At 56.3% G+C, this 15,074-nt stretch carries 12 protein-coding genes; 4 read left to right on the top strand and 8 right to left on the bottom strand.

Annotated features, from left to right (window positions below; genetic code table 11):
* Window positions 1–354 precede the first annotated feature (354 nt).
* From PPP56_RS07515 to PPP56_RS07525, 3 genes are all read left to right on the top strand, one after another.
* Window positions 355–666 carry an ArsR/SmtB family transcription factor gene (locus tag PPP56_RS07515; RefSeq protein ID WP_353563423.1) on the top strand — a complete coding sequence of 104 codons (312 nt, stop codon included), beginning with the start codon at window positions 355–357 and terminating at the stop codon, window positions 664–666.
* A 111-nt stretch (window positions 667–777) separates the two neighbouring features.
* Complete coding sequence (locus PPP56_RS07520) at window positions 778–1,944, top strand: 6-bladed beta-propeller (protein ID WP_353563424.1); 1,167 nt, start codon at window positions 778–780, stop codon at window positions 1,942–1,944.
* 372 nt (window positions 1,945–2,316) lie between these two features.
* Complete coding sequence (locus tag PPP56_RS07525; RefSeq protein ID WP_353563425.1) at window positions 2,317–3,855, top strand: OmpP1/FadL family transporter; 1,539 nt, start codon at window positions 2,317–2,319, stop codon at window positions 3,853–3,855.
* 53 nt (window positions 3,856–3,908) lie between these two features.
* Here the strand turns inward: PPP56_RS07525 and mltG are convergent, their stop codons facing one another.
* The 8 genes from mltG to PPP56_RS07565 form a co-directional block, all read right to left on the bottom strand.
* Entirely contained in the window at window positions 3,909–4,943 is a 1,035-nt protein-coding gene (gene mltG, locus PPP56_RS07530) for an endolytic transglycosylase MltG (RefSeq protein ID WP_353563426.1), read from the bottom strand.
* 44 nt (window positions 4,944–4,987) lie between these two features.
* Window positions 4,988–5,365, bottom strand: coding sequence for a chorismate mutase (locus PPP56_RS07535; RefSeq protein ID WP_353563427.1), 378 nt, complete (start codon window positions 5,363–5,365; stop codon window positions 4,988–4,990).
* A 16-nt stretch (window positions 5,366–5,381) separates the two neighbouring features.
* Window positions 5,382–6,398, bottom strand: a complete 1,017-nt coding sequence (gene tsaD / locus PPP56_RS07540; RefSeq protein WP_353563428.1) for a tRNA (adenosine(37)-N6)-threonylcarbamoyltransferase complex transferase subunit TsaD — start codon at window positions 6,396–6,398, stop codon at window positions 5,382–5,384.
* 205 nt (window positions 6,399–6,603) lie between these two features.
* Complete coding sequence (locus PPP56_RS07545; protein WP_353563451.1) at window positions 6,604–7,311, bottom strand: succinate dehydrogenase iron-sulfur subunit; 708 nt, start codon at window positions 7,309–7,311, stop codon at window positions 6,604–6,606.
* A 162-nt stretch (window positions 7,312–7,473) separates the two neighbouring features.
* Window positions 7,474–9,216: a succinate dehydrogenase flavoprotein subunit gene (sdhA, locus tag PPP56_RS07550; protein ID WP_353563429.1), complete on the bottom strand. Its 1,743-nt coding sequence runs from the start codon at window positions 9,214–9,216 to the stop codon at window positions 7,474–7,476.
* Window positions 9,217–9,280: 64 nt separating this feature from the next.
* The gene (locus PPP56_RS07555; protein ID WP_353563430.1) at window positions 9,281–9,757 is read right to left on the bottom strand and encodes a succinate dehydrogenase hydrophobic membrane anchor subunit; all 477 of its coding nucleotides are present in this window, start codon (window positions 9,755–9,757) and stop codon (window positions 9,281–9,283) included.
* A 72-nt stretch (window positions 9,758–9,829) separates the two neighbouring features.
* Entirely contained in the window at window positions 9,830–10,267 is a 438-nt protein-coding gene (gene sdhC / locus PPP56_RS07560; protein ID WP_353563431.1) for a succinate dehydrogenase, cytochrome b556 subunit, read from the bottom strand.
* Between the two features lie 310 nt (window positions 10,268–10,577).
* Window positions 10,578–11,720: a citrate synthase gene (locus PPP56_RS07565; RefSeq protein WP_353563432.1), complete on the bottom strand. Its 1,143-nt coding sequence runs from the start codon at window positions 11,718–11,720 to the stop codon at window positions 10,578–10,580.
* A 1,271-nt stretch (window positions 11,721–12,991) separates the two neighbouring features.
* Here PPP56_RS07565 and PPP56_RS07570 point away from each other — a divergent pair.
* Complete coding sequence (locus PPP56_RS07570) at window positions 12,992–14,947, top strand: Rne/Rng family ribonuclease (protein WP_353563433.1); 1,956 nt, start codon at window positions 12,992–12,994, stop codon at window positions 14,945–14,947.
* Window positions 14,948–15,074 lie beyond the last annotated feature (127 nt).

Raw genomic sequence — 15,074 nt, forward strand, 5'->3', positions numbered from 1 at the left:
TTGAACATGTGCTATTGAACATGTGCTATTGCGATGCTGCCCAACAATTTTCATCGGCGTAGGGTGCAGATCAAACGATTGCCCCGACCGGTGTCGACCACGGGCATGAGCAGAGACGTGTAGACAGTTGCCCTATCAGTTGCCCCATGACGAGATCTGCTCTAATGAAACCTGTTTGGTTCACGCGTCAGACCTTAACCGGTCCTCGTACAACTTTGCTGCACTGCTTCACGTATGTGTTCTATCATATGTGTTCTATTCATAGGCAGGCACATGCCAGCCAGGCTACGTACATGGGTTAATCGCACGTACTCACTGTGCAGCTTTCTCCTTTTTAAGCATTATACGTACACTATGGCAAATGAACTCATTCCAAGCGACCACCTGGAACAGGCGGCGAATCGATTTAAGATTTTGAGCGAGACCGTTCGTCTTGAACTGCTCAACCAGCTCCAGATGAAGGGCGAAATGACAGTGAGCGAACTGGTCGAAGCTACCGGACACCGCCAGGCTAACGTGAGCAAGCACCTGGGCATGATGGCGCGTGAAGGGCTGCTTTCGCGCCGAAAGGAAGGACTCTACGTCTATTACGAAATTAACGACCCCACACTCTCAGCGCTCTGTATGCTGGTGTGCGGACGCATTCGCGAAGAGGAGATGTCGTAAGCCGAAGCCGTCTTTTTAAGTCATGTTAGCGACACTTCTTGCAGGAAGACTGTGCAGCCCCTATACTTGTTACGCCACATATTTCTTGCTAAGTAAAGTTCACGTACCTGTATGCAGTGGCTTGGATATTGGGGCGCAGTGGTGGTTGTAATTGCTAGTGGATGCGCTGCTGATCGAACAGGGAGCGACTCGTTTTCCGACCTCCCGCAGGTGGAGGTAACCCCAACGGTCGAAATCACGGACGACCCAGCGCACGACCTGTATTTTAGGTCCAACTCTTTTCGCGATGTAGCAGTCGGTTCTGATGGCGCGGTGTTCGCAAGCAATTTCATGCAGGCGTCCGTCTTTCGGTTTGACGCTGAGGGCACCTATCAAGAAACAATCGGAGAGGGAGGCGCAGGTCCGGGTGAGTTCGAGACGTCTCCTGTCTTTACGCTCTCGACGAATAACGACACGCTTTATGCACTCGGACGCTTCAACGAGCACGCCATGAGTGTCTTTGCACGTCTCGAAGGCAAGTTTGAATATGTGCGCACCGTGCTGCTGCCCGAGAACAAGCGGCATCGCCCTCATGCACTTCACGCGATAAGTGAAGACAAGCTCGCTGTAGAGTACCGCCCGCGCATCCAACGGAATCGTAGCGATTCAGGCTTCGTTTCAATCGTAACGCCAGCGGGTGTCGTTGAGAATGATACGCTCTGGACGTTCCCCGCGGATGTCGTATGGCAGTCTGATCCAGAAGAGGGGGGAGGCGCAATGGTACAGGTTCCGATTCCATACGGTAGTGCGTCTGTAGTGCGTTCGGGTCCAGATGGCTCTATGTATTACCTATGGACCGGCGATGCAGAAATCACAGTTCGTGATGGATACGACGGTTCGGTGCAGCAACGTATCACGCATTCCGAAGAGCCTGTACCGCTTGAAGGCGCAGACATCGACTCGATTCTAACAGAGCAAGTCAACGTATCCCTTGACGAGCGCGGACCTGAACCTATTCGAGAGCAGGTTCGCACCGTTATGCCGGATTCAGCGCCGCCGTTAATCGATATGTGGGTGGATCCTGATACCGGGGCTATTCTGGCTCGGCGCCCCCTCCGTGCAGATGCGAATCTGCTACTGTTCGATGAGACAGGAACCCCGCAATATACAGCCAGGCTTCCTGCGACGCTAAGCATTGTTGCTTTTCGGAGAGGACAGATATATGCGGTGCATACCAATGAATCCACACCGCCAGCTATTCACGTCTTCGAGATCAATGCCAACTATGCCGTTCGATAGAAATACGTTTACACGATATCGTTAACGGGTGGTGATGCTGGGCACTACTTCTGAAAGCCCGTCTGGGTTTTGGTTTGCAGGCGAGAGCGAGCGTTGCTGAAGCGAAATTTGGACCTCAATGGAGGCTCTTAGCACCATAAGCAAAGCCTAAGAGCCCCGGAGCTACGGGGCAATATCGGGGGGCAATTTGCACTATGGGTATACCCTTTGCCCCCAGCCCAGTGGCGCCGCTCGCAGCACCCCGACCGCAGGAAGGGCATCCCTATGCTGTACCTATGCGAAACCTGTGCCCTGACACGTTACTTACTTCCGTAGCAGGGCGGCTATGGGTACACAGTCAGAGGTTGCCCCCTCATTCCGTTGTTTGCTCTCTTGCCTCCACTTGCCATGTATCGCATCTGCTCTTCCCTTCTGGCGCTTGGTTTCTTTCTCAGCGTTGCGTGGACGCCCGGGGTTTCCGCTCAAACCCTTGATGACGTGCTCCGCTACAGCGAGCGGTCGCCGGCTACCGGTGCACACGACCTCGGCTGGGTCGGAGCCAATGCAACTGCCGGCACTGCTACATATACAGCGCTCTCCAGCAATCCGGCCGGACTGGGATGGGCAACCACTTCCTCTGTCGCCGGCGGGCTTGCTGCTGATTTCACGACGAACGAAGGGGACTTCCTTTCCCCCGATGGCACGTTCTCAGGTCCCTTCGAACGTACGCAGACGGAGTATCGTATCGGAAATGTTGCCTTCACGTATCGCGTTCCTACAGACCAGGGCTCGCTGACTGTTGGTGGTGCGATCAACCGCACGCGGAGCTTCGACCGCACCCTCGTTGCCTCAGGGCTCAACGCCCAGAGCTCGATCACCGATACGTTCTTGCCTCCGGCCAATGCCGCCGATCTTACGCGTATCGAGCAACTGGCCTTCGATGCCGGCGCCATTGAGCTCATCGATGGCGAATACATACAGGCCGTTGCGCCCGGTCCGATCTTCGACACGAACGTTGAGCAGCGCGAAGATCTTATCGAGACCGGCGGACTCTATGATGCCAGCTTTGGAGGCGCTGTTGAGGTGGCTCCCAATGTCATGCTCGGCGGCTCGCTAATCATTACGTTTGGGTCATACACGTTCGACCGCATCTACGAAGAGGTCGACGTCAACAACACGCACACAAACGATCTCTACGATGTGCTGCTCGACGATGGCACGCTACTTCAGGGATTCGATGCGCTTACCTTTGAACAGGCGATTGATGCTGACCTCGCTGGCGTTGGCGGACGCTTCGGGGCGTCTGTCGCCCCAGCATCCAACCTGAAACTCGGCGTCTCTTTCGCCACGCCCGTGTACTACACGATTACCGAGACCTTTGGTACGCGCATCGAAACCTTCTTCAACGAAGGCAGCCCCCTTTCGGCCGGAGGCCTCGATGATTTTGAGTTTGAGTACGAAGTCCGTACGCCCTGGCGTGTGTCGTTAGGAGGCGAACTGTCTACCGGTCCGCTCACGCTGGCTGGCGACCTCGAAGTTGTTGACTGGTCAACGCTCGACATCCGTGCAAGCGGAGAGCGGTTCACCACCCTCAATCGGGCCATTCGCGACCTTGACGTCACGGTCAACTCTCGCTTCGGCGCCGCCTTCGACCTCAACGACCTTACGCTACGTGCTGGCCTCGCCTATCAGCCTGAGCCAGACCCTAACGGCACACGCGGCGATCGCACCTTTCTGTCTGGTGGGCTCAGCTATCAGTTTGGGCCGCAGCTTACGCTGGACTTTGGATGGATGCAAGAGCGCTTCAACGATGCCTTTCGCCCTTACGGCGATGTCGAAGTACCCGATGAGCGCACCATTGCACAGGCCCCGCAGATTAGCGAAGATGTGATGCGCAACGTGTTCAAGCTGGGCATGCGCTATCAGTTTTAGAATCGTTATAATGTTCTATGGAGGGCTGCACATCGTCCGTTGTCGCGCACCGCTCAGCGGCGTTGCTGCGCGCGGCGCTCACGCATGATGCGGTAGTATTCTTGCGCGGCCCGGTTGTGCTCTCGTAGCGTACGGCTGAACGTGTGTCCCCCCGTACCATCAGCTACGAAGTAGAGGTAGCTGTGCGATTCAGGATAGGCGACTGCACGCAGGGATGCAGGTGAGGGGTTCGTGAGCGGACCTGGGGGCAGACCGCGAAACTGGTATGTGTTGTAGGCGTGTTCGATTTCGTAGTCTGCAAAAAAGAGGCGGCGCTTCGACCCTTCCTGTTCGAGCACGGCATACTGCACCGTGGGGTCGGCCTGTAGGGGCATGCCCCGGTCTACACGATTGAGGTAGACCCCGGCCACGCGGGGCTTTTCGTCTTCGATTCCCGTTTCCCATTCCACAATTGAGGCGAGAATAGTAGCCTCTCGTGCTGTGAGATCTTGCTCGCGTAGCCCCTCACTCAACTCGCGCTCTGCGAACGAATCAAACGATTCTTTGATACGCCGCACGACCGTTTCAACGGGCGTCTGCCAGTAAAAGTGGTAAGTCTCTGGTAGCATGTACCCGAATAGGTCTTCCGGCGCAACTCCCAGTTCAGCAGCAAGCGTCGTATCACGCAGTGCAGCCTCAAAAGCCGCTGCCTCAAAGTCCATGTGCCGGGCTGCAACCCGCGCTACGACTTCAGGACGCATGCCCGGTGGAATGGTAACACGCACCGGCTCCTGCAGCCCCTTTCGGATGCGATCCAGAATCTCCCAGTTTGATACGCCCGACTCAAACGCGTAATGACCGGCTTTTACCTGGTTGCGCCATCCAGTTGCGGTGCCGAACCATCTGAATGTTGTCGTAGATCGTATAACCCCCGCTTGCTCCAGGCTATCGACAGCTGCGTCAAACGCCGTTCCGTTAGGCAGTTTTACGGTCCGTTCTCCTTCAAATGCGGGCGTGTTACCCGAAAAAGAAACCACTCCAATCAGCGCAGCTGCAGCTACAACCATGCACAGGGCGCCACCAAGCGCCCACGGCATCCATCTACTCATACTTCTGTGTATCTCGTGTTACGACAGTAGGCAGGTATATCAATTCAGTCCGTCTTTCCTTCGTATGTCCGCTGCTCAAGCGCGCGCGTCTCTTCGACAATTTTCTCAAAGATCCGGCGGATGGCATTATCAGTGAAAGGGCCCGTGTTGACTCCAATCACATTCTCCATAACCTCGGCCTCGCGGGTGGGCACATAGGCGCGCATCCCGATCTCGTTCTTGATCGCTCCGATAACGTGAGCATACGCGGTTCGCTCATTCAATAACCGGACCAACTGGCTGTCGATCGCGTCGATGCGGTCGCGCCACGGGGCCAGATCGCTGGCTCCCAGTTCGTCAGGCAGGGCAGGAAGGGCATCAGAGAACTGTGCAGCATGCTCCAGGCTTTCGCTGAGCGATGGTTTATCGTTATGGGAGGCCATTAGTGGTACACAAAAATTAGGATAACGAAAGACGAGGGTCGATGTCGAGGTTCGGCTCCGGGAGCGTGCTCCCCCAGCTGGCACGGGCTGCAGCTGCGATCATAGCTGCATTGTCCATGCAGAAGCGACGCTCTGGCAGGTGGATACGAACGTTCGCATCCTCTTGAAACCGGCTGAGCGCAGCCCGCAGTCCGCTATTGGCCGACACGCCCCCTACGACTGTAGCGTGACGCACGCCGGTTTGTGCAACGGCCCGGCGTACCGCGTCTACCAACACGTCGATGACGGCCTGCTGGAATGAGGCACAGATATCGGCCCGATACTGCTTTATGAAGACTTCCCTCTCGTCTTCGGGGATGTCGCGCAGAAAATAGAGGACCGATGTTTTGAGCCCGCTAAACGAGAACGACAGGTCGTCAAACTTGGAGCGGGGGAATGCATGGAAAGCGGGGTCGCCCTGTTGTGCCAGGCGGTCTACCTCGGGCCCACCCGGATAACCCAGGTTGAGGAGTTGGGCCACCTTGTCGAAGGCTTCCCCTGCAGCGTCGTCTCGGGTTTGTCCCAGCACCGTGTATGTGTGGTTGGGCTTTACATGTACAAGCTGGGTGTGCCCGCCAGACACGATGAGGCTTACAAAGGGTACTTCAGGACCCGGCGCCGTAACATGGGTTGAGTATAGGTGCCCCTTAAGATGGTTGACACCAACGACGGGGCACGAGCAAGCACTCGCGAAGGCCTTGGCAAAGCTAAGTCCGACAAGCAACGCCCCCGGCAGTCCGGGCCCTCGTGTCACAGCAACGCCATCTATGTCGACCGGTGAAGCACCTGCATCTTCCAATGCCTGCCGGACTACAGGGCCGATGTAGCGTTCGTGGTTACGTGAGGCCAGTTCTGGCACGATGCCTCCATACTGGGCGTGCACATCGTGCTGAGACGACACCACGTTTGAGTGCAGATCATGTCCTTGCAACACGGCGGCGGCGGTATCATCGCACGAGGTTTCAATCCCTAACAGAAGAGGCGGGGCGGTCATAGGGGTGTAATAGGAAGCACGAGGTAATACATGCCTGCGCACAAATGCACGGTGTACGTACGGGTTTCCGCTTACGTGATGCGTGTAGTGGACCCGCCGCAGCAGGCGTTTAGACATAAATGACAAACGTCCCACCTGCACATTGCAGATGGGACGCTATGCTAAAAGGCTACACGAAAGAGTGGGAAGAGCTTCATCGTGTTCATTACGCGGTGACTGCCGAGCGGCGCTTCAGGGCAGAGAGCCAACGTGTAATGTCGATATCTTTCGGGCAGGCTTCGTTGCAGTTAAAGATGGTATAGCATTTCCAGAGCCCATTTTCAGAGTCAACGACGTCGAGGCGCTCACCGGTACCATCATCACGGGTGTCGAACGTGTACCGATAGGCTTTGAGCATGGCAGCCGGGCCGAGATAATCGGGGCTGGCCCAGGTGCTCGGGCAGGCGTGTGTACACGCACCGCACATGATACACTTGGTTGCCTCCTCAATGATTTCGTGTTCGGCGGGCGACTGCTTGCGCTCGCGCTCGGGCGCCGGGTTATCATTGATGAGCCAGGGCTTGACCTCACGATACTTCTCAAAGAAGCGGCTCTGGTCAATTACAAGATCTTTGATGACCGGAGCTGCAGGAAGTGGAGCAAAGCGTACTGTCTCGCCATCGCTGCTCACGAGGTCTTGCACGAGTACCGAGCATGCCAGCTTGTTTTCACCGTTGATCTGCATCGCATCAGAGCCGCAGATACCGTGTGCGCAGCTTTTTCGAAGCGAGAGTGTGCCATCGATGTGCCACTTCACATGGAGCAGCAGCGACAACGCACTGTCAAGCGGATCGGCCGGAACCTCATACGATTCCCAGTGCGGGGCGTCATCGACCTCAGGGTTGTAGCGTTTTATCTCTACGTTGAGCGTCATATCAGAACTACCCGTACTGGTGCCCTTATCGTCAGAGGCTTTTGCTGCAGTGTCCCGGCTTTTTGCTTTGGTGGTCGCCATAAATAGGTCTGGATGTGTTGTAGGGAACAGAGAGGCCGGCCTGGGGCCTGCCCCGCTTGTGCTTCTTCCCGGTGAATGGGTTTAATACTTACGCTCTTTGGGCTCAAACCGAGTGATAACCACGTCTTTATCGGCAAACTCGTACTCGCCATTGCAGTCGCTGTAGAACAGCGTATGCTCAAGCCAGTCGTCGTCGTTCCGGTTCTGGAAGTCCTCACGCGAGTGGGCTCCCCGGCTTTCGGTGCGATGGTGCGCGCTCGCTGCGATGGCCTCGGCATAGTCGACCATGAACGCAATCTCGACCGCATCCATCAAGTCCGTGTTGAACTTCTTGCCCTTATCCTCCACGACCACATTCTGGGCCCGCTTGCGCAGCTGTTGCAGGTCGCCAAGAGCTTCTGAGAGCGTTTCGTCTGTGCGAAAGACACTGACGTTCGCCATCATGGTCTCCTGCAGATCTGTACGCACGTTGACCGTTGGCTCACCGTCGCTTGTCGTGTTTGCAAGCAGATTATCTAACAGGTCGCGCGTCTCTTTCTCCGGGTTGTCGGGCAGCGCGGCGAAGGACTTACCACCGCGCACCTCTTCAGCCATCTGCATGCCTGCGCGGCGACCGAAGACGACGAGCTCAAGCAGTGAGTTGGTTCCGAGGCGGTTGGCCCCGTGTACGCTTACGCAGGCGCATTCGCCCACTGCATACAATCCAGGTACGGAAGAGCCGCGCTCTTTCGTTTCAACGCGTCCTTCTGCATCTGTTGGAATGCCGCCCATCGCGTAGTGGCACGTTGGGGCAACGGGGATTGGCTGCTGTTTGGGGTTTACCCCCATGTAGGTGCGCGAGAACTCAGAGATCTCTGGCAGTTTCTTGTCGAGCACCTCATCGGCTACGTGCGTGAGGTCGAGGTTAACGTAGTCTTTTCCGTTCACGCCACGGCCCTCGCGAATCTCTTTGTAGATACACTGCGAAACCATGTCGCGCGGCGCCAGGTCTTTCACGGTTGGAGCATAACGCTCCATGAAGCGCTCGCCTTCTGAATTCCGCAAGATACCGCCTTCCCCACGTGCCCCCTCAGTAATCAGAATACCAAGCCGGTAAAGCCCGGTTGGATGGAACTGCACGAACTCCATGTCTTCGAGCGGGATACCGGCGCGCAGCATCATCGACATACCGTCGCCTGTGCCAGCGTGCGCATTCGACGTGGTTTTGAAGGCACGTCCGTATCCACCTGTAGCGAAGCAGACCACTTTAGCATGGAACGTGTGTACTTCACCGGTCAGAATCTCATAGGCGACGACGCCTGAGCACTCCCCATCGGGGTTCATGATCAGGTCGAGCACCTGAAACTCATCATAGAACCGCACGCCCTGCTTTGTGCACTGATCGTAGAGCGTATGCAGGATGGTGTGGCCTGTGCGATCAGCCGCGTGGCAGGCCCGGCGTACGGGCGACTCGCCGAAGTTGCGCGTGTGTCCGCCAAAGCGACGCTGCGAGATAGTGCCTTCTGAGTTACGGCTAAAGGGGACGCCGTAGTGCTCAAGTTCAACAATCGTGCGGGGGGCATCCTTGCAGAGCGCTTCGATTGCGTCTTGGTCGCCCAGGTAATCGCTCCCTTTCACCGTGTCGAAGGCATGCCACAGCCAGTGGTCTTCCTCTTCGTTGCCAAGCGAAGCGCTAATGCCACCTTGGGCAGCGCCTGTGTGCGAGCGAAGGGGATGGAGCTTTGAGACAACGGCGACATCGGCACCGCCTTCTTTAGCGTAGAGCGCGGCCATGAGGCCCGCTCCGCCGGCACCAACAATAACGACATCGTGGGTAAATGTCATGGTTTACAAGGGACAAATGAGCGGAAACAGTCAGAGAAATAGGAGGCCCAGGCAGCGGCGTACACTACCACCCAGCGGTGATCACAGAGTACATACCAATGACCAGTAGAACGAGTGCCAACGACCACGAAAGCACCTTAGCTGTCTTACGAGCCATCGGGTTTCGTATGTAGTCGGCCATCACGTTGTTGAGTCCGTAAAAGCCGTGATGCAGAGCAACTATTAGAAACAGAATGTTGAATGCTTTCCAGAGCACCGCGTATACCGGATCGGCCAGGCGCAGCATCACGACATCGTACGGCGTCACTTCAGCATCCTCGCCGAAGCGTTCTTTTACAGCCAGAGCAGCAGCTTCCTCATACTCAGGGAGCTCGCCTTGCTCAATCTGCTCTGTTGTAAGCACACTGTGTGATACGCTGGCTGTTTGCTGATCATAGTGCTGCACCCAGAAATGCGTGATCAGCATGAAGATCAGGAAAGTACCCGTGATGCGATGCAGAAACCAGTTCTGGGCGTTCGATTTTGAAGCGGCACGTGCCATAACAGATCGTCGAGTCGGAAGAAGGGGCTGAAAGAGTGCAGGGGGCTGGTATCGAGCTATTCACGACACCAATCATCCCGCCAAGAAGAAAAAATCAACCAGCGAGTAGATTGTTGGGTAGCCACCTACGCCAATGAGGACGACGGCGACAGCACCCAGCGACCAGAAGAGTTTTTTCTGGTTCGGGCTCCACCCCAGAAAGTCAATGAGCACAATACGGAGGCCATTTAACGCATGGTACACCACGGCTGCGAGCAGCAGAAACTCCCCAATCTTGAAGATCGGAGCATGATAACCTGCAATGAGCTCGTTAAAGGCAGCCCGGTCGGTGAGCGCGCGCAGTCCCCAAACGTGAACCACAAGGTACACAACCAGGGCCACTCCGCTCAGCCGGTGCGCCATCCAGGCAAACATGCCTGTGCGGATGCGGTAGCGCTGAAAGCGACTGTCTTGAGAGACGGCTTTGGCGGATCCGGAGTCCGCCGCTTTTTCTAAGGTGTCAACAGCCATAAGGCAAGAGAGAGAACGATGCTAAGGGTAATGGTGCAGCGTGTCTTGAACTTCTTCGATCAGGGACGCATGCGCTGCGCAAGTCGGGGCGCACATGCTGTACAGGATGCGACGACGGAAACGTGCAAGAGAAACGTGCCGAATGCAGGTAACAGTGCCTGTAATGTGTATCGCACTAATACATATGGAGTCGCAACTGTAAAGGTTTCGTGACCGAAGCACTGCATGTAAAGATTATAACCACTATCAGATGCCCTGCAGAATGGGTCTGCAGAGCACCTGATGTGAGCGGCTTGGCTGTGCATGTTGCTTATGCGCGCTCACTGATGGGTGTTACCGTACGGCCTGTCTTTCCGACATAGGCGGCACGCGGACGAATAAGCCGGTTGTCTTCCCACTGCTCGAGCAGGTGGGCGGTCCATCCGGCGGAGCGACTCAGTGCAAAAATCGGAGTGAAGAGATCGGGATCTAATCCCATCATATAGTATGTCGAAGCGCTGAAGAAGTCGACATTGGGGTCCAATCCTTTTTCGGATTTCACTGTGTTCAGGATGGCCATGCTATAGTCGTACCACTTCGTGGCGCCACGCTCTTCGCTGAGTGCCTTCACCCGATCACGCAAGATCGCAGCACGGGGGTCCATCGTGCGATATACGCGATGGCCAAAACCCATCACACGTTCTTTGTTTTCGAGCTTCTCGTTTACGTAGTCGACCGGGTCAGCGCCTTTCTCATCGATGTCGAGCAGCATTCGCATTACTTCACGGTTTGCCCCACCATGGAGCGGCCCCTTCAGAGCACCGATAGCTCCCGAGACAGCCGAGTACATGTCTGAAAGCGTTGACCCAATCACCCGGCTGGTGAAGGTCGATGCATTCAACCCGTGGTCGGCATGCAGCACCAGACAGGTGTCGAAGGTGTCTTCTGCTGCTGTCCCAGGCTCTTCGCCGTTGAGCATGTACAGGAAATTAAACGCCATCGACGCTTCGCTGAGCGGCGCTATGGGCTCTTTCCCGTCGCGCAGGCGAGCATACGCGGCGATGATCGCCGGCGTGCGCGCCAGCAAACGCGTTGCCTTGCGGCGGTTCGCCTCGGGCGTGTCGGCGTCGGCTTCATCGTCGTATAGGCCAAGCGCCGATACTGCGGTACGGAGTACCGCCATGGGATGGGCCGTGTCTGGCACCTTGCGCAGAATGTCGATAACCGGCTCAGGAAGCTCACGCGCGGCGCGGAGATCACGCTTCAGGGCGTCGAGCTCGCCTTGATTCGGAAGATCACCATTCCACAGCAGGTAGACGACCTCTTCGAATGAGGCGTTTTCTGCCAGATCATAAATGTCGTATCCACGGTAAACCAGCTTACCTTCCTCGCCATCAATCGACGAGAGCTCAGAGGATAGCGCAATGACGCCCTCTAATCCACGGACTTTTTCGGATCCATTTTTGTTAGCCATATGTGCAATGCTATTGTCGTTAGAAGGAATTGGCGATGCGCAGCGCGGGCAGCAACGCATGCGGGGCGCGCCATGCGGGGCGTCCCTTCAACGTGGACGTAGAACCCAGAATGACGTTTTCGTTGCTGCGTCCATTAGTTTGCGTTTATCAGTTTGTAGTCATCGCGCACCATGATGTGCGCATCGGTCTCGTCGTGTTACGCGCACCGTGACTGAACTACAAGCGCTTCCAAGCTACATAAACGCTACGCTCGTACATTTTGCTGTGAAAGAACTTGTGCGCTGCGCAAATTGCAGACACTATGTGCTGCCTTGTAGAAGACTACTCTGCAAGAGGCTATCACGCTACGCCCTTTGCTTTGCTGCGCCGGGAGCACTAATCCTGAAGACGAAGACACCGCGCTTGTATCCTGGCGGCATGGTCGTCATAACCGCTGTTATGCAGGCACATCGCTTTTCAGAATTCTCCGTATCGCTTCTCCGTGTCGCTTGCGCAGAGACCAGAGACCACAGACACACGTTGCCTTCATAGCTATGCCACGTACAGCGATTTTTTACTGTGCCGTTATGTGCTGCGTTAGTGCATATGCATAGTATGGAAGAAAGAGCTACTATGTGAAAGAATTTCTATTTAAAGGCAATACATAGCCCCCTCTTTCCGTACTTCAAGCGTAGAACTTTGCGGCATATTGGTGCGAGGAAACCGCGAAGGGATCATTTTGCGGGTGAGATCGATACGCAGTCACGTCGTAATTTATCATTCCCAACCGTTACGGCGCCCACATACTGCACCGATATGTATTGCCTGCTACACTGCATGCAGCGTACATATCTCAGATAACTTCCGGCCGGTGCCTGCCCGCAGCCGTGGATTGCGTTGCGGACCGCTCTTCAGCAAAAGGCCTGCCGATGTTCTCTTGGAAATACAGTGGCACATGCTTTGTGCCACATCCCTACAAGCTGCGATGCAGCTTCCCCATACTTCGTTATCCCTCGCTCATTAGCTGTCCGTGTACACGCGCACTGCGCGCTCGATCGGATGGTCACGGATTCTTTCTGTTTATACAACTTGAACATGGAGCGTTTTTCTGTCTGTCCGCTCAAGCGGCGTGCCACGGGCACCCGCCCCCGGTCGATAGCTTAGCACTGCACGATTAACTTGCATGAGATCTCTCTTACACGCTCCATGCTTTTCCCGTTGCCTATACTTCTTACGGTTTCCCACTCCCTGACCCCGATAGCGCATAGCGCGGCGCGGCCCACACCGCCCTATGTCCAAAGAAATAGTAGTCAATGTATCCGATAATCGAACCCGCATTGCGATCGTAGAAGGCGGCAAACTCGCCGAGCTCTACATTGAAAATGCCGAACACAAGCGCACGATCGGCAATCTCTATCTGGGGATTGTCCGCCGCGTTATGCCCAGCATACGCGCTGCCTTCGTCGATATTGGACAAGAACAAGATGCGTTTCTCCATTTCTCAGATCTGTCGGAGAACCTGCCACAGCTGAAAAACTTCCTCAACCAGAACACCCCCAAGGTTGAGACCGTCAGCCTGCCCGACAATCTGCACGACCAGAACCCCGACCCAACCAAGCACCTGAGCCGCAACCAGCGGCTGCTGGTACAGGTTAAGAAGGAACCAATCTCGAATAAAGGCAGCCGCATCTCAACCGACCTGTCGATGGCCGGTCGGTTTCTGGTGCTCGTGCCGCTTTCGAAGGTAGTCGCTGTATCTCGCAAAATCGAGAAGGAAAAGGAACGCAATCGCCTCAAAGCGCTTGCCGGAAGCCTCGTGCCGGATGGGTTTGGAGTGATCGTACGCACCGTCGCAGAAGGACGCGATGCGAAGTCGCTCGATAAAGACCTGCGCCTGCTGTTGGAACGCTGGCGCCGCGTTGAAAACCGCCTTGCACAGGCGTCAAACGCCCCTACGCTCATCCATGAGGACGTGGACATGGCGTCTTCTATCATACGCGACCAGTTCTCGGATGACTACGACCGTATCCTCATTGACCACAAAGCGCTTTTCCACAGCGTACGAAGCTACGTTCGCGCCGTAGCCCCGTCTATGGTGTCGCGCGTTGAGTACCATAGTGGCAACAACCCCGTGTTCGAGGCCGCTGGCATCCAACAGGGAGCCGACCGCGCCTTCAAAGACCGCGTTGAACTGCCTTCAGGGGGCTACCTTTTCATTGAAAAGACCGAAGCCATGCACGTGGTCGACGTCAACTCAGGGCGCTCTGGACGGGGGAAGTCGCAAGCCGAAAACTCGCTTGCCGTTAACCTTGAGGCGGCGCGCGTCATCGCCCGCCAGGTGCGCCTGCGCGACATCGGGGGCATCATCGTCGTTGACTTCATTGACCTGCGCGATGAGGGGGCCCGCAAGAAGGTCTATGATGAACTGAAAGGCTGTTTCGAAGACGACCGTGCCGTCACGAAAGTCTTGCCTATGAGCGATTTCGGACTGGTCGAGATTACGCGCCAGCGCTTGCGGCCCAGCCTTACATCGTCTTTCGCGTCTTCAAGCGGGGCCGCGTTAAGCGACGACTCTGATATCAGCAAGTATCGCCAGCAGCTGCGCGAAGCCGATTCGCGCATGCAGCGGCTCGAAAACCGGCTCCAGAAAACCCGAGAGCGGCTTGAAGAGCGGGAAGCTAAACTGGAAACCCTTGAGCAAGACGCCGAAGCCTCTTCGTCGCGTTCTGAGGCTCCCGCAGATAAGCAAACCCAGAAGCAGATTGCTTCGCTGCAAGAAGAGCTTGCTGAGGTTCGAAAGACGCTCAACGTGGAGCGGTCGGCCCATAAGCAGGCCCAGCAAGAGCGCGACAAGGCGAAGCGCGAAGCCCAGTCGGCTCGTGAGGCGGCGCGCTCGGCCCAAGGTGAACGCGACAAGCAGGCCGAAGAAGCCGAACGGCTTCGCAGCAAAATCGAACAAGCCGAAAGCGAGCGCGTGCAGCACGGCGCCGAGGCAACACGACCGGCCGATGAGGTTGTCGACGCCCTCGGTACCTGGGTAGCCGAACATGCAGCTCAGCACCGCGCCGTTACGCTTCGGGTGCATCCGTTTCTTGCAGCCTACCTGAATCGCGCCATCCCCAGCTATCCAACACGCTGGTTCATGGAGCATTTTGTACGCGTGCATCTCGAATCAGATGATGCCGTGTCACCGCTCTCATTCGCCATCGAAGAAGCCGACACCGGTACCACCCTCGTAGAAGCCTGATGCGCACGCATCCCGCCATACCCGTATGATTCGCGCTCCCGCATGCAGACCGTGCCTCCTCGAAACGGTAGTGCTGCGGGAGCCTGTATCGCTCTGTATCGCTGCCGTAGCATCAGGTCTACCCGTG

The sequence above is a fragment of the Longimonas sp. genome, from assembly GCF_040409695.1.
Taxonomy (GTDB): domain Bacteria; phylum Bacteroidota; class Rhodothermia; order Rhodothermales; family Salinibacteraceae; genus Longimonas.

Excerpts from the sequence above, each read along its gene's own strand:
- PPP56_RS07515 (WP_353563423.1), top strand. The coding sequence starts at position 355 with ATGGCAAATGAACTCATTCCAAGCGACCACCTGGAACAGGCGGCGAAT.
- PPP56_RS07520 (WP_353563424.1), top strand. The coding sequence starts at position 778 with ATGCAGTGGCTTGGATATTGGGGCGCAGTGGTGGTTGTAATTGCTAGT.
- mltG (WP_353563426.1), bottom strand. The coding sequence starts at position 4,943 with ATGAGTAGATGGATGCCGTGGGCGCTTGGTGGCGCCCTGTGCATGGTT.
- PPP56_RS07535 (WP_353563427.1), bottom strand. The coding sequence starts at position 5,365 with ATGGCCTCCCATAACGATAAACCATCGCTCAGCGAAAGCCTGGAGCAT.
- tsaD (WP_353563428.1), bottom strand. The coding sequence starts at position 6,398 with ATGACCGCCCCGCCTCTTCTGTTAGGGATTGAAACCTCGTGCGATGAT.
- PPP56_RS07545 (WP_353563451.1), bottom strand. The coding sequence starts at position 7,311 with ATGACGCTCAACGTAGAGATAAAACGCTACAACCCTGAGGTCGATGAC.
- sdhA (WP_353563429.1), bottom strand. The coding sequence starts at position 9,216 with ATGACATTTACCCACGATGTCGTTATTGTTGGTGCCGGCGGAGCGGGC.
- PPP56_RS07555 (WP_353563430.1), bottom strand. The coding sequence starts at position 9,757 with ATGGCACGTGCCGCTTCAAAATCGAACGCCCAGAACTGGTTTCTGCAT.
- sdhC (WP_353563431.1), bottom strand. The coding sequence starts at position 10,267 with ATGGCTGTTGACACCTTAGAAAAAGCGGCGGACTCCGGATCCGCCAAA.
- PPP56_RS07565 (WP_353563432.1), bottom strand. The coding sequence starts at position 11,720 with ATGGCTAACAAAAATGGATCCGAAAAAGTCCGTGGATTAGAGGGCGTC.
- PPP56_RS07570 (WP_353563433.1), top strand. The coding sequence starts at position 12,992 with ATGTCCAAAGAAATAGTAGTCAATGTATCCGATAATCGAACCCGCATT.